The organism is Streptomyces sp. CB02980, from assembly GCF_014451325.2.
Classification (GTDB): Bacteria; Actinomycetota; Actinomycetes; order Streptomycetales; family Streptomycetaceae; genus Streptomyces.
On record NZ_JACSCH020000010.1, the window covers coordinates 68,137 to 82,614 of the forward strand.

Annotated in this window: 11 protein-coding genes; 4 read left to right on the top strand and 7 right to left on the bottom strand. The window is 72.2% G+C overall.

What is annotated here, in order from left to right:
• Positions 1 to 102: 102 nt before the first annotated feature.
• Both E0F75_RS21525 and E0F75_RS21530 read right to left on the bottom strand, forming a co-directional pair.
• Positions 103 to 1,770, bottom strand: coding sequence for an ADP-ribosyltransferase domain-containing protein (locus tag E0F75_RS21525; RefSeq protein ID WP_187624188.1), 1,668 nt, complete (start codon positions 1,768 to 1,770; stop codon positions 103 to 105).
• A gap of 124 nt (positions 1,771 to 1,894) precedes the next feature.
• Entirely contained in the window at positions 1,895 to 2,596 is a 702-nt protein-coding gene (locus tag E0F75_RS21530) for a macro domain-containing protein (RefSeq protein WP_229312771.1), read from the bottom strand.
• A 229-nt stretch (positions 2,597 to 2,825) separates the two neighbouring features.
• Between E0F75_RS21530 and E0F75_RS21535 the strand changes: the two genes are divergently transcribed.
• From E0F75_RS21535 to E0F75_RS21545, 3 genes are all read left to right on the top strand, one after another.
• Positions 2,826 to 5,945, top strand: a complete 3,120-nt coding sequence (locus tag E0F75_RS21535) for a phosphocholine-specific phospholipase C (RefSeq protein ID WP_187624189.1) — start codon at positions 2,826 to 2,828, stop codon at positions 5,943 to 5,945.
• Between the two features lie 92 nt (positions 5,946 to 6,037).
• A complete protein-coding gene (locus tag E0F75_RS21540; RefSeq protein ID WP_187624190.1) occupies positions 6,038 to 6,340 on the top strand; it encodes a helix-turn-helix transcriptional regulator in 303 nt (100 codons plus the stop codon).
• Positions 6,337 to 6,729, top strand: coding sequence for a VOC family protein (locus E0F75_RS21545; protein ID WP_187624191.1), 393 nt, complete (start codon positions 6,337 to 6,339; stop codon positions 6,727 to 6,729). Before E0F75_RS21540 ends, E0F75_RS21545 begins: the two co-directional genes overlap by 4 nt.
• A gap of 54 nt (positions 6,730 to 6,783) precedes the next feature.
• Here the strand turns inward: E0F75_RS21545 and E0F75_RS21550 are convergent, their stop codons facing one another.
• The 5 genes from E0F75_RS21550 to E0F75_RS21570 form a co-directional block, all read right to left on the bottom strand.
• Positions 6,784 to 7,674, bottom strand: a complete 891-nt coding sequence (locus tag E0F75_RS21550; RefSeq protein ID WP_187624192.1) for a sulfite exporter TauE/SafE family protein — start codon at positions 7,672 to 7,674, stop codon at positions 6,784 to 6,786.
• Positions 7,671 to 8,258 (bottom strand): rhodanese-like domain-containing protein, encoded by a 588-nt coding sequence (locus tag E0F75_RS21555; RefSeq protein ID WP_187624193.1) that lies wholly within the window; start codon positions 8,256 to 8,258, stop codon positions 7,671 to 7,673. The genes E0F75_RS21550 and E0F75_RS21555 overlap by 4 nt, the downstream gene beginning before the upstream one ends.
• A gap of 134 nt (positions 8,259 to 8,392) precedes the next feature.
• Positions 8,393 to 9,781 (bottom strand): rhodanese-like domain-containing protein, encoded by a 1,389-nt coding sequence (locus tag E0F75_RS21560; protein WP_187624194.1) that lies wholly within the window; start codon positions 9,779 to 9,781, stop codon positions 8,393 to 8,395.
• A 285-nt stretch (positions 9,782 to 10,066) separates the two neighbouring features.
• The gene (locus E0F75_RS21565) at positions 10,067 to 11,500 is read right to left on the bottom strand and encodes a choice-of-anchor A family protein (RefSeq protein WP_187624195.1); all 1,434 of its coding nucleotides are present in this window, start codon (positions 11,498 to 11,500) and stop codon (positions 10,067 to 10,069) included.
• Between the two features lie 76 nt (positions 11,501 to 11,576).
• A complete protein-coding gene (locus E0F75_RS21570) occupies positions 11,577 to 12,440 on the bottom strand; it encodes a peptidoglycan-binding protein (RefSeq protein WP_187624196.1) in 864 nt (287 codons plus the stop codon).
• Between the two features lie 634 nt (positions 12,441 to 13,074).
• Here E0F75_RS21570 and E0F75_RS21575 point away from each other — a divergent pair.
• Entirely contained in the window at positions 13,075 to 14,478 is a 1,404-nt protein-coding gene (locus E0F75_RS21575) for an ATP-binding protein (RefSeq protein WP_187624197.1), read from the top strand.

Below are 14,478 nucleotides of genomic sequence, written 5' to 3' on the forward strand. Positions count from 1 at the left end.
AGTGTTGACGGCGGGAGTCGTGCTGAGGCCTTGTCGGACGCGACAAGCCTCGTCGGACGTGACAGCGCCTCGGCCGACGCGTCGGCCGAGGCGCTGCCGGAGCTAGGACACCAGACCCTGACCCGCCAGCTCGGTCAGTCGCACGGTGCAGAGCCCGCCGCGTTCTGCCTTCACCTCCGTCACCTTGAGCTGGGTGCCCGGCGCGAGGATGTACTCCTCCTCGCCCGTGAACGCGGAGAACCGCCGGATCGCCACCGCCCGCGCCGGGGTGACCTCGAACAGGGTCCGCCGGCCGCGGCTCCCGAGGAACGCCTTCGCCACGCCCAGCTCGGACGTGCAGGACGAGACGCCCCACCACGTCACGGTCTGTCCCAGCGGATACTGCGACCGCAGATCCAGTGCCACACCGCGCCACAAGGGCCGGGTCTGCGCGGGCAGCGACTCCACCGCGGAGAACAGCAGCCGCAGATACGGCAGGTAGGGGACCAGCCGCTCCCGGTCCGGGGACCGCAGGACGGCGTTGATCTCGCGGTAGAACGCCGACTCGCAGGTGTAGAGGTGCAGCGCCGAGATCGCGTCGGCGGACAGCCCCTCCCCGAAGGCGGACCCCCCGGGCGCGGACTCCCCGAGTGCCGCCTCGGCGACCTTCGACTCGCCGAACGCGCTCGACCTCTCGATGTGCCGGTCCAGCCGGGCGAGGACCCGCGACACCGGCTCGACGGCCTTGCGGAAGTCCATCAGCGGCGTGTCGAACACCCCGGTGACGGCCGGGAGGACGAGTCCCTCGTCCTTGACGCTCGTGAGGCGTTCCAGATAGAGCTGGTGGAGCTCCATCGTCGAAGCGATGAACGCCCCCATCCGCTCCGCGACGTCACCGCCCTCCGCACCGCCCGCGCCCGCCGCCTTCCGGTCCCAGCCCTTGCTCGGCAGCCAGTCGACCGGGTCGGCGCCCACCGCGGCCAGGGCGTCGTTCACCTGGGCGAAGTGGTCCCCGTCGCAGAAGATGTCGCCCTGGGCGGCCGGGTTCGCGTGGTCGAGGTGCCGGACCTCGACCCCCGGGTACTTCTTCTCCAGCCGCTGGACGACCCTCTTCAGGCTCCGGGCGTGCGCGCCCCACCAGGCGAACACCACGCCCCGGTCCTCCTCCGCGGCCTCCTGCTTCGCCCGGAGGATCTCCTCGACGATCTGCTCGGCCACCGGGCGCCAGAAGGAGGTGTGACGATCCGTCGGGACCGCGCCGTCCGCACTCGCCGTGAGAGAGGCGTTGAGCAGCAGCACACCCTGCGTGAGCATCGCCTGGAACCACTCGGGCGGCGCGACGGTGTCCTCCTTCTTCAACAGCGCGCGGACGTCGGCGATCGGCGTCTTCTTGACGATGCCGTACTTCCACATCGCGGCCGCCTTGATGATGCAGCGGATGCTGACCACGCGGCCGAACTGGCTGTCCTTCCAGTCGTTGAAGGTGTTGTCGAACATCGCGATGCCGGTCGCGCTCTCGGCCCGCGGATACGGGTTCTGCCCGAAGGCGACCACCTTCCACTTGTGCGGCGGATGAGGCTTCAACGCCTGAAACGTCAACTCGCGCACCGGAACCACCTCCGGACTGCGCTTCGGACCGATGAAGTCGGCGGCACCCGGCTGCGCCTCGATCACCGGAGCCAGCAGCGGAAGCCACGGCTCACCGCCGCCGGTGAACAGATCGGCGAGACCCAGGGGGTCCCCGGCGGGGGAACCCGCGCCGCCGGTGGCCGTCACGTCGACATCATTCACGAGGGCAGAACTCCCAGAACTCGGACCGGCCGCCCCCTGGGGCCCACCGGCGTGCTGTACGGATGCGGTGAGGTCGTCGCCGGCAGCCCCGCCCTGCGCGGTGCCGGTCTGCGGAACCTTCGCGTCAGTGACGAAAGGAAGGTCGCTGCGGGACGTTGATCCGGACCCGCCGCGCGGACCCCGCTCCCTCGATGTCGTCGAGCTGCCCGAGCACCGCGGCCCGCAACTCGTCGTAGTCCGCGAATCCGTGGTCGTGGAACAGCGCGTAGCCCGTCCACATCAGATTGGCGCACACCCCCGCCGGCACCCGGCCCGTCTGCGCGCCCATCCCCACGAGTGCCACCGACCTGATGCTGCCGGGCTTCACCCGGTTCTGCAGGTGCACCGCCTGGAACGCCGCCGCGCACGCCAGCGCCACGTTCATCGTCTCGCTGACGTTCTGCGAGGACTGACGCATGGTCGGCGTCGAGATCAGATACCGCGGTACGGCCGCCCCGGACGGGACGCACACGGCGCTGCCCACCGGCAGGCTCCCGCCGAACCGGTCGCGGATCGCCCGCTGCACCCTCACCTGGATACCCGCGCCGAGGTGCCGCTTGACGACGGCGTCGACGCCACCGTCCATCCGGCCCCGCGCGTTGGTGGGGGACACCCACGCGTCGACATCCACATCGAGCAGGGATCCGCGCCGGATCTCCACCTCGGGCGTGTCCGCGAAAGCGGACCGCCAGGCCGCCACCACCTCGTCGTTGACATCGACCAGAACGACCTTCAACGCATGTTCGACACCCACGAATTCGCCCCTCTCGCGCAACCGCTCGAACAAGATCGAAGCTATCGCGAGGCACTGACAACGCGGTTGTGGCGGAGGCCGCTCGGCCCGTGCGCACCGGTGAACGGACCCTGTGTCCGGATACGGGTGGAGTGCCACGATTCGGCGGCGGTGTTCGTCTCGCGTTCACCGGCAGCCCCAGCCCGGGACTCCATCACCTCCTAGACATAACGGGTCTGGACCAAAGAGGTCCCGATGCGAAAGCCCCGAGGAGTCCCCCGTCATGCCTCCCTCCCCCGATGTCTCCCGCCGCGCGCTGCTCGGCGGTGCCGCCGGCGCCGCCGTGCTCGCCTCGCTGCCGCTCAGCGTGCGCGAGGCCCTCGCCGCGCCCGCCCGCCCCGGCCGGCTGGAAGACATCGAGCATGTCGTCGTCCTGATGCAGGAGAATCGTTCCTTCGACCACTACTTCGGGACCCTGCCCGGCGTCCGCGGCTTCGGAGACCGTACCGCCGTCCGCGGCGTCAACGGCAGGTCGGTCTTCCACCAGCCCGATCCCTCCCGCCCCGAGGGCCACCTCGTTCCCTTCGCGATGAACGCGGCCCACACCAACGCCTACCGGAACGGCGCCCCCGCCTTCGGCTTCGTCGACTCCTTCCCGCTCTGGAACGACGGGCGGGCCGACGGCTACGTCACCGGCCGCAGCAGCGGCTGGCTCGGCCACGGCTTCTACGAGCCCGCCGACATGCCGTTCTACAACGCGCTCGCCGGCACCTTCACGGTCTGCGACCAGTACCACGCGTCGGTCCAGTGCAACACCAACACCAACCGCGACCACTTCATGACCGGCACCAGCGGTGGCACCGTCAACGACACCGTCGTCTACAACAACAGCTACATACCGGGCGGTTACACCTGGACCACCTACGCCGAGCGGCTCCAGAACGCCGGCGTCAGCTGGAAGACGTACCAGGCCCGGGACAACTACGACGACAACGCCCTCGCCTGGTTCCGGCCGTTCCAGCAGGCCAAGCCCGGCGAGCCGCTCCACGACCGGGGCATGGCGATGGCCGGCGCCGCCGCCGACCAGGGCGACGGCCACAAGATGGGTGACGCGCTCGTCGAGGCGTTCCGCGCCGACGTGGCCGCCGACCGCCTGCCGAAGGTGTCCTGGATCGTCGCTCCGGAGGCCCTCTCCGAGCACGCCAGCTGGCCCCCGCCGTTCGGCGAGGACCTCACCGCCCGCCTGATCGAGGCGCTCGCGGACCACCCCGAGGTGTGGGCCAAGACCGTCTTCATCCTCAACTACGACGAGCACGGCGGCTTCTTCGACCACTGCATGCCGCCCGTGCCGCCGCTCTCCGCCGACCGCGGCAAGGCCACCATGTCCGTGGACGGCGAGGTCGTCGTCCGGGTGAAGCAGGCCGACGGGGCCGTCGCGATGCGGGTCGTCTCCCAGGACGGCCGCTACCGGGTCCGCGCCGCCGACGGCGGCCTCAGCTGGTCGGACACCCTGCCCGCCGGGGAGACCCTGGTCTCAGGACCGCACGCCATGGGCCTCGGTCTCCGGGTGCCGATGCTCGTCGTCTCCCCGTGGACCCGCGGTGGCGTCGTCGACTCCACCGTCCTCGACCACACCTCCGTCATCCGCTTCCTGGAGCGCCGCTTCGGCGTGCGCGAGCCCAACATCAGCCCCTGGCGCCGCTCCGTCTCCGGCGACCTGACGTCCGTATTCGACTTCTCCGGCGAGGACATCGTCCGGCCCGAACTGCCCGAAACCAGCGGCAACGTGGCCAAGGGCAATGCCGCCTCCGGGAAGCCGTCCATCGCCGTCCCCTCCCCGCAGTTCCTCCCGCGCCAGCAGCGCGGCATCCGGCCCGCCCGCCCCGTGCCGTACGCCCTGTCGCTGCGCTCCAGGGTCCGCGACGGCAAGGTCGAACTCGACCTCCGCAACAAGGGCCGCCAGGCCGCCGTCTTCCAGGTGTACGCGGAGCCCGGCAGCACCCCCGACTTCTACACCGTCGGCGCGGGCGAGCGCCTCTCCGGCACCCGAGCGCTCCAGGGCGACGCCTACGACCTGCGGGTCCACGGCCCCAACGGCTCCCTGTGGGTGCTGCGCGGCGACACCGACGACGCGCTGGAGGCCCGCCTGAAGGAGGGGTCCGACGGCGACCGCGCGTACGTGGAGATCGAGATCGAGAACCGCGGCCGGCGCTCCCGCACCGTGCTCGTCGGCGATCTCGCGTACGGCGGCGGGGTCCGTGAGGTCCGGGTCGGCGCGCGCGACGAGCGCACCGTGAAACTGCGGGTGCCGGCCGAGCGCTGGTACGACATCGCCGTGAGCGCCGCCGACGACCCGCGGTTCCTCCGCCGTTTCGCCGGCCGTTTCGCCGACCGGCACCAGGACCGCCACCACGGCCGCGACCGGGGCCGGACCCGTGGCGTCACGGACCCGGCCATGGGCCTCCCCGACGCCCTCACCGTCGAGGTCACCACGGCCGCCGGTGACGAGCCGGTCGTCGCGGGCGGGACCACGGCCCGGTTCACCGCCACCGTGACCAACCGCGGCCCCGTCGAGCTCCACGACGTGGCCCTCGCCTTCACGGTGCCCTCCGGGTGGACGGCGAAGCCGGTCGCGGACACCCCGCCGCGGACCCTGCCCGCCGGTTCCTCGGCCGCCGCGAGCTGGGACGTCACCGCGCCCGCCGACGCCCCCGCGTACGGCTCCGCCCGGCTGCTCGCGGTCGCCCGCGGCCGCGCGGCGGACGGCCTGCGCCTCGCCGAAGGCGAGATCCAGGCACGGATCGCCCCGTCCATGAGCGGCCATCTGCTCGCGGAGGACTTCCAGTCGCTCGCCGGGAAGCTGGTCAGGCGCGGCCAGGTGCTCGGCTGGACGGCGACGGCACCGGACGGCTGGTCGGTCGTCAACGCGGCCGCGATGCCGCAGGGCACGCCGATGTTCCAGGGCTGGACCTTCCACACCCGCCGCGCCTGGTCGGCCGGCGCCCAGAACCGGCCGAACTTCACCCGGGGCCTCGGCATCGTCGCGGTCGCCGACCCGGACGACTGGGACGACACCGGCGCACCCGCGAGCAGGGGCCGCTTCGACTCGACCCTGGTCTCACCCGCGGTCCCGATCCCGGCCGGCCGTACGACCCTCCGGGTGGACTTCGACTCCCACTACCGGCAGGAGGGCAACCAGAAGGCCGAGGTCCGCGCGGTCTTCGACTCCGGTGAGGAACAGATCGTGCTGCAGTACGGCCCCGGCTCGCCCGACGCCGAGAACACGGCGGTCGGCAGGGACCTCACGGTTCCGGCGGGGGCCCGCGCGGTGACCCTCCGCTTCCGGATGTACGACGCCGGAAACAACTGGTACTGGGCGGTGGACCACATCCGTCTGGGCTGACGCGGGTGCGGGTGGAGCCCTCGGGGGGCCTCGGCCTCCGAGGGCTCCGTCCCGACTTGATAGGCAAGTGAATGCTTGCCTATCCTGAGGTGGTGGCCGACGACCTCTTCAAAGCATTGGCCGACCCCACCCGCCGCACCATCCTCGACGAGCTGACGCAGAAGTCCGGACAGACACTGTTCGAGATCTGCGCCCGGCTGAGCATGAAGCACCAGCTCGGCATCTCGCGCCAGGGCGTCTCCCAGCATCTTGCCGTGCTGGAGGCCGCCGGGCTCGTCGAGACCAGACGGGAGGGGCGCTACAAGTTCCACGACCTGAACACGGCCCCGCTGCGGCAGATCGCCGACCGGTGGCTCGCACCCCACCCGTCCGGACCGGAGGAGAACACCCCATGAAGATCCACCTGACCAGCCTCTTCGTCGACGACCAGGCCAAGGCCGAGCGCTTCTACACCGAGATCCTCGGCTTCGTGAAGAAGCACGACGTCCCGCTGGGCGAGACGGACCGATGGCTGACCGTCGTCTCGCCCGACGAGCTCGACGGCACCGAACTCCTCCTGGAGCCCGCCGGCCACCCGGCCGTCAAGCCGTACCGCGACGCGCTCGCCCAGGACGGCATCCCGCTCGCCCAGTTCGCCGTGGACGACGTGCGGGCGGAGTTCGGGCGCCTGACCGCCCTCGGAGTCCGGTTCACCCAGGAACCCCTGGAGATGGGCCCCGTCACCACTGCCGTCTTCGACGACACCTGCGGCAACCTGATCCAGATCGCGACCAAGCCGCAGTAGTACGTACGGCGACGGCACGCGACGCGTCGCGCCGCAGCGGCCCCGCGCGCCCCGTCAGGGGTGCCGCAGGGTACGCCGTACGCGGGAGGCGATCACGGCCGTCGTGCCGCTTCCGAATCCGGCGCCGAGTACCGCCCAGGTGGCGGGGTGCGTCCAGGCGGCAGGGGGGAGCTGCTGCGCCAGGACGAGGACCGCCATGAAGACGACGAACCAGCCGAAGGCCGCCCGCAGGGCGTCCTGCGGGATGCGGCCCGCCAGTCGCGCGCCGACCGTGCTGCCGATCACGGCGGCCGCGGTGACCGTCAGGGCGAGACCCCAGTCGATCGTCACGCCCGTGAGGTGACCTGCGAGTCCGGCGAACGAGTTCATCGCGATGACGAGGAGCGAGGTCCCGACCGCGAGGCCCATCGGCAGTCCGCCGAGGATCGCCAGGGCCGGGACGACGAGAAAGCCGCCGCCGGAGCCGACAAGACCCGTCACGGCACCCACGGCCAGGCCCTTGGCGGCGATGCCCACGAGCGCAGGACCGCCCTTCTCGGGCCGGGCCCGCCCGGGTCGATCGGACGCGGGCCGATCCGGCTCGCGCCCGTGGCGCGGCCCGCGGAGCATCGCCACCGCCGTGGCCGGCATCATCAGCGCGAAGCCGACGAGCAGGACCGTGCCGGGCACGTACTCCGCGAGCCGCCCGCCCCCGTACGCCCCGGCCATGCTGAACGCGCCGAAGAGCAGGCCGGTCCGCCATCGGACCCGCCGCGCCCGCGCGTGCGGGACCAGGGCGGCCAGGCTGGTGACGCCGACCACGAACAGCGAGGTGGCGATCGCCTCCTTGGTGCCCTGGCCCGCCAGGTAGACCAGGATCGGCACCGTCAGGATCGAGCCGCCGCCCCCGAGCACGCCCAGGCTGACGCCGATGAGCAGGGAGGCGGCGACGACGAGCACGGTCACGGCGTGCTCCGCAGCTCCGCGATCACCGAGCGGATGTCGGGCCGGGGGCCGCGGTTGTACGGCAGCTTGGAGAGCAGGACGCCCATCATGCAGGAGTTGCTGAGGGCCGCGTAGGCCAGTCCCGCGCCGATCGCCGTTCCGATCAGATGGACTCCCGGCACCAGGACGCCGACGAGACCGGTGGTCAGGACGACGGAGCCCGCGACGAGGCGCACCTGGCGCTCCATGTCCCAGCGCTCGGGACCGCGGTTCACGGGCGCGCCGGCTGCCTCCCAGGCGTTCACGCCGCCGTCGAGGACGCGGAGGTTCGGCAGCCCCGCCCCGGCGAGCGCCTGCTCGGCCTGCGCGGCCCGGGCCCCCGACCGGCAGACCAGGACGACGTCCTCGTCGAGGTGGGAGAGGAGCTCGCCGCGGTGCTCACGCAGGGTGTCCAGGGGGACGTTGTACGAGCCGGGGATGTGGACGGTACGGAACTCGCCGGGCGTGCGGACGTCGAGGAGGCGCGGGGCGCGCCCTTCCTGGACGAGCCGGTGCAGGACGAGGGGGGTGAGGGAGGGCGGGGCGGGTGAGGGCGTGGCGCTCATGAGCGACTCCGGAGGAAGGGAGGAGGGAGGAAGGGAGGTGTCAGGGATACCCGTGGGATACCGGTGGGGGTATATGAAAGCGTGTGAAGGGCTGCCGCGTCGGAGCGGCGAGGCCCCCGAGAGCGCCCGGAAGGTCAGACGGCGGCAGGGGCCGTGGGCTGGGCCAGGGCCGCGTGGCCGCCCAGGACGTCGGAGACGTCCTCGAAGCCGCGGTGGCGCAGCAGGCTCGCCGCGATGGAGGAGCGGTGACCGCCGGCGCAGTGCACGACCAGGGGCCGGTCGGCGGGCAGCTCGTCCGTGCGCCGGGGAAGCTCGCTCAGGGGGATGTGCAGGGCGTCGTCGATGAAGCCGTTCGTCTCGCGCTCACCGCAGGTGCGGACGTCCACGACCACCGGAGGGTGCTCGCCCGCGAGCGCGGCCCGGAGCTGGGCGGCGGTCAGCCGACTCGCCGCGGTGACCTCGTCGGCCAGCTCCTCCAGGGCGTCCTCGGGGTCGCGCAGGCAGCCCGCCACGCGGTCGAAGCCGATCCGGGCGAGGCGGGTCACGACCTCCTCCTCGCGGTTCTCCGGCGCGATGACGACCAGGTCGCCGACGGGGTCGAGGACGCTGCCGGCCTGCTCGGCGAACCGGCCGTCGGCGGGAACGTTCACCGCGCCGTACAGGTGGCCCGCCGCGAACTCCTGGGGTGAGCGCGCGTCGACGACGACCGCGCCCGAGCGGCGCAGCTCGGCGAACTCGGGGCGGGAGAGCGAGCGCGCCGCCGTCGTGGCGTCGTACCGGTCCCGGTTCCTGCGGTTGAGCTCGGCGTCGTAGGCGAAGTAGCCCGGCGCGGCGGGCTGCCCGGCGGTGACCAGTGCGACGAAGGCGTCGCGGCTCATCGGCGCGCAGGCGTAGTTGGTGGCACGCTGCGCCCCGATCGTGGACTGCTTCTCGGTGGAGAGGCTCTTGCCGCAGGCGGAGCCGGCCCCGTGCGCGGGGAATACCCGCACCTCGTCGGGGAGGGCCATCAGCTTGTTCTGGACGCTGTCGTGGAGCATCGCGCCGAGCTCCTCGGCGGTGACGCCGACGGAGGCGAGCAGGTCGGGGCGGCCGACGTCGCCGATGAAGAGGGCGTCGCCGGTGAGGACGCCGTACGGGACGGTGTCCTCACCGTGCTCGTACACCAGGACGCTGATCGACTCCGGGGTGTGCCCGGGCGTCTCCATGATCTCCAGGGCGACGTCGCCGAGGGCGATCCGCTCGCCCCCGGCCAGCGTGCGGATCGGGTACTCGGTCTCGGCCCGGCTGCCGTAGCCGATCCAGGCGCCGGTGGTGTCGGCCAGCTCCAGGTGGCCGGCGACGAAGTCGGCGTGGAAGTGGGTGTTGATGACGCCGACCACGGTCAGGCCGTGGGCACGGGCGTCGGCCAGGTACTCGGAGACGTCGCGACGCGGGTCGACGACCACCGCCTGGCCGGTCCGCTCGTCGGCGATCAGGTAGGACGCCTGGGAGAGACAGTCGAGGTAGTACTGGGCGAAGAACACGGCCATCCTTTCGTGCGGTATGCACGGACCGGGGTACCCCTTGGTCTGTGATACCCCCCTGGGTATGTGCGAGCTCGACCGTAAGGGCACTCGGCGCGGCAAGTCAAATACCCCCCTAGGTATCCATCGAGGTGGGGTGGGGATGCCGGGGGAGCGAAACGGCACAGAGCCGCCCTCCGGCCGGGATGACTTCCCGGCCGGAGGGCGGCTCCGTGGAGTGTTCGTTCGTGGCCCGCCCGTGGTCGGGCGTGCCGTCAGGTCACCGGCGCGAGCACCGGCACCGGCTCAGCGCCGGGCGCCTGCGCGGCGGCGACGGGCGAGTACGAGGATCGCGGCACCGGCCGCGCCCAGGGCCGCGGCGGCGACGGCGTACGGCGTGAGCTGCGCACCCGTGGTCGCGAGGGAGCTGTCGCCGGGCTCGGTGACGGACGGCGAGGGCGGCGTCGTACCGGGCGCGGCGGGCGCGGAGCTGCTCTCGGTGGGAGGCGCGGAGCCCTCGGGCGCCGTCGACTCCGGGGCCCCCGGGGTCTCCTCCGCGGGCTGCGAGGAGGAGGGGGTCGGCGACGAGGTGGTGGGCGTCGTGGAGGAGGGGGCCGGCGTGGGGGTGGCGCCCGGGCCCTCGGGGGTGGGCTTGCAGCTGAACGTCGAGGAGCCGGTCCACGGGTAGTTGTGGGTCTCGTTCCCCGTGCCGTGGGTGCGCAGGTCGCCGCCGACGTAGACGCGGCCGTTCGTGCTGGCCGTCAGGTCCGCGGACGCCTCGGGGGCGAGGATCGACCCCATGAAGTTCCCTCCGCCGCCGAGGGTGAGCGACGGGGACGCCTCGAAGTTGTAGAGGATCCGCGCGGCGGCCTCGCCGAAGTGCGCGGAGCCGTACCCGTCGACGCGGTCCCCGTTGAACCCGACGGACAGGGGGGAGATGCCCACCGCCTGACGTCCCGTCACGTTCACCACGACGGCGGATCGTCCGGGAATCGACCGGAAGTCGAAGGACGAGGCGCCGTCCAGCTCCTTGGCGGAGATCTCGAACACCTGCGGGCCACCGGTGCCTGCCTGGCCGCCCTCGAAGGTGACGGTGTCGCCCCGGCGCACGCTCGTACCCGTGGGCTTCAGCGAACCGAGGGACGCCGACTCGTCCCGTACGGTGCCGGCGAACGTGTCGTACGGCGTGAGGGCCTCGTGCGCACCGAGTCCCGCCGAGCGGCTCCCGCCGTTCGTCTCCAGCCTGCCCTTCTCGTCGATGGCGCCGCCGACGCGGACGGCACCGCCGTGGCCGGAGGCGGAGGTGAGGCCGTGGCCGACGTCGACCGTCGTCCCACCGGCTATCGCCAGGTCCCCGCCCACGGCCAGCATGACCGACCCGGGCGGCGGCACGATGCCGGAACCCGCGCCGGCGCGGCCGACGTTGAACACGCCGCCGGACGCCTTGGCGAACGTGGCGTTCCCGCCGACGACCAGCAGTCCCTCGGCCTCGGCGGACGCGCCGTCGGCGGTGTAGTCGCCGCCGGCGAACAGGGCCACGTTGGTGTCCGTGAACCGCGGTTCGTGACCGATGCCGGGTTCCTCACCGGGAGCCGGGCAGGTCCGGGCGCTCCCCGGGGCGGGGGTGGCGGCGGGGGCGAGGGGTGTGGCGAGGGCGGGGCCCGCGGCGGTGATGCCGAGGACGACGCCGAGTGCCACGGCGCTGCTCAGCCGAAGGCCCGTTCTTCCGGTGGTGCTCATGTGCTGGTCCTTTTCTGGGTTTCTGCGAGGGGGCGGGGTGGGGCGGGGTGAGGCGGGGCGGGGCGGGCGCCCGGGCTCAGTCGGTCTCGGCCCGCAGCGCGGTGCGGGTGAGGGGGCCGTAGACGCCTGGCCTCTCCGGGATGCTCCGGGCGACCTGGAAGCGGCTCAGGGCCTCACCCACGGACTCGGTGAACACCCCGTCGGCCGAACCGAGATAGAGGTAGAGCTGCTGGAGCCGCCGCTGGAGATCGGCGACTTCGGGACCGGCGCTGCCCAGGGCGAGGTCGCGCGAGGCGGGCCGTGAGGGCGGGTGGGGGCGGTGTGAGGAGGGCGGCGGCGGAGGAGTCGTCGTGGGGACGAGGGAGCGTGTGGGCACGGGCGTCCGGGAGGGGGTGGTCGAGGGCGCGGGAGAGGTGGGGGCCGGGGGAGGGGTGGCCCGCGCGGCACGGACATGAGCGCTCTCCTCGGCCGAGGGGTGCGCCTCGGCCGGGTGCGCCTCGGCCGGGAGGCGGCTGTCGGACGGGGAAGCCGCGGACGGGGGCGCGGCCGTCGCGAGGTCGGGGAGTGGGAGCGCGAGGGAGGGGAGCGCCTGCGGCGCCGGCTCGGGGTCGGCGGAGAGCCAGACCGTCAGCGCGCAGGCGAGCCCCGCGGAGAGCGCGCCCGCGACCATCAGGGGAAGCGACATGGGCCGCCACGCGAGGGGCGCCGTGGGGGCGGGCCGGGACTTGCGCGACCTGGGGGAGGGCGGCGCGGCAGGGGCCGGAACCTTCGGCAGCCGCACGGTGGCGTCGAAGAGTTCGATGTCCTGCCCGCGTACGCCCGTACCGCTGTGGTCGGGCCGGGCGACCTTCCCGAAGACGCGACCGGACGGGTGCTCCGGGCGCGCTGTTTCCCGGGCGACGGGAGTGACTGCTGTGGTCAGGGCAGCCCTGTTGCGCATCGAGTGCTCCAGATGAGGTGAAGCCGAGTGAGGTGTGGCGAACTCGTGGAGATCTTGACCATCGTTCAAAGGGAGCGTCAACTGGCCTCAATGCGTCCGAAAACAGAAGCTTTCCGACCTTGTTCCTTAAAGGACTTTTAAGGCGTGACGCACGTCACACGCGATGGGGTGGCGCTGATGCTCGGGAGGGGCGCGTGGCTCCGGCGGGTCCGGCGCCTCGCGGGGCGGTCGTCTGTTCGGGGGCCGCGAAATCTGATGAACGGGTGCCAGGATGCGATCGGTTCATTGCATTTTCCGTGCAGTGATTGGTCGCTTTATGGGTCGAGAATGACCACTGGAGGCAGCCCTTCCAGCACGGTCACATGGCGAACCCGAACTGACTATGCTCCCCGGTGTGTTGCGCTGCGGTCACAGCGAGTCATGAACGCTGTGGTGCCGAGCGGACGGAACGTGGCAATCGCCCGAAAGAAGCCCGATTCGTTCCAGTCGGTGCATCGCATCACCTCAGTCCGTTCATTCCAGACTGATTAGGGACCCCTTGATGGTTCGTGCAGGTTCAATTTCCAGAGCCCGGCCACCCGCGGTCGATCGCGTTTGGCTCCTCCCCCCTGGAGTTCTGGCCGGAGCCTTTGCCATGGCTTTTCTCTTCTCCTCCGCACAGATACGGACACCCGTCGCCTGGTGCGGTCTCGCCGCGGTCGCGCTGACGACCGTCATGTCCGCCGTGACCGCGCGCCGACTGCGGTCGGGGGCCGTGGTGCGCTACGAGCGGGCGATCGCCGACGCGCAGGAGTACTACGCGCAACGCGAGTCCGCGCTGCTCGGACGGCTGGCCGATCAGCGTGCCACCACCGTCTGGCTCGCCGAGGAGCTGCTCCCGGCCGCGGTCGCCCGGATGAAGAAGGGCGACCCCGCATCGGAGATCCTGCGGTCCGTCAACTTCGGCGAGCACCTCGACGAGGAGTTCACCGAAGCGGTCCGCGGGGCTCTGCACACGCTCCTGGAAGCGGTGGAGGCCGAGGAGTACACCAGGGACGCCTCCCAGCGGGCACTCGTCGCCGTCGCGCGCCGCGTCCAGGCGATCGTGCACCAGCTGGCCAAGGACCTGCACCAGATGCAGATCATCCACGGCACCGATCTCGTGGTCTCCCGCGGTCTCCAGGGCGTCGACCACCGCACCGCCCTGATCGGCCGCCTCGCCGCCAGCATCGCCGTCCTCGGCGACGCGCGGCCCGGACGGCAGTGGTCGAAGGCGATCCCGCTCTACGACGTGCTGCGCGGAGCCATGTCGCGCATCGTCGACTTCCCCCGGGTGAAGCTGCAGTCGGTGACCGCCGTGGCCGTCGTCGGCCCCGGAGCCGAGCCGCTCATGCACCTCCTCGCCGAACTGCTCGACAACGCCACCACGTTCTCGCCGCCGCACACCCCGGTGGAGGTGTCCGCGAGCGAGGTGCCCTCCGGCATCGCCATCGAGATCGAGGACCGCGGAGTCGGACTCACCGAAGAGGTCCGCCGGCGCGTCGAGCGCATCATGGCGCAGTCGGCGTCGGGCATCCACCTGGCCGGACTCGGCGAGGTGACGCAGCTCGGCCTGCCCGTCGTCAGCCGGCTGGCCCGCGAGCACGGCTGCGAGGTCGACCTGCGCACCTCCGCCTACGGAGGCGTACGGGCCGTGGTGCTGGTCCCCAGGAACCTGATCACCACAGTGCCGCAGTCCGCCGTGCGGTACCCGCAGCCGCCCGCCCGACGGCGCACGGGAGGTCCGATCCTGCCCAGGCCGACGCCCCCGGGCGACGCCCCGAAGGAATCCGCGGAGGTCAGGAAGACCGTCAACGGACTCCCGCAGCGGCGACGCGAGACACCCGTCCAGACGCCGATCGTCCAGGTGGGCCCCACGCCCCCCGCTCCGGCCGCCACCCGGGAATCCTCCGGCACGACCCGTCAGCCGGGTCTGATGTGGGAGGCCTTCAACGGCGACAAGCGCGCGGAATCCGAACCTTCCACTTCACACCGCGAGCCTTCAGATGAGGTCGAGTAA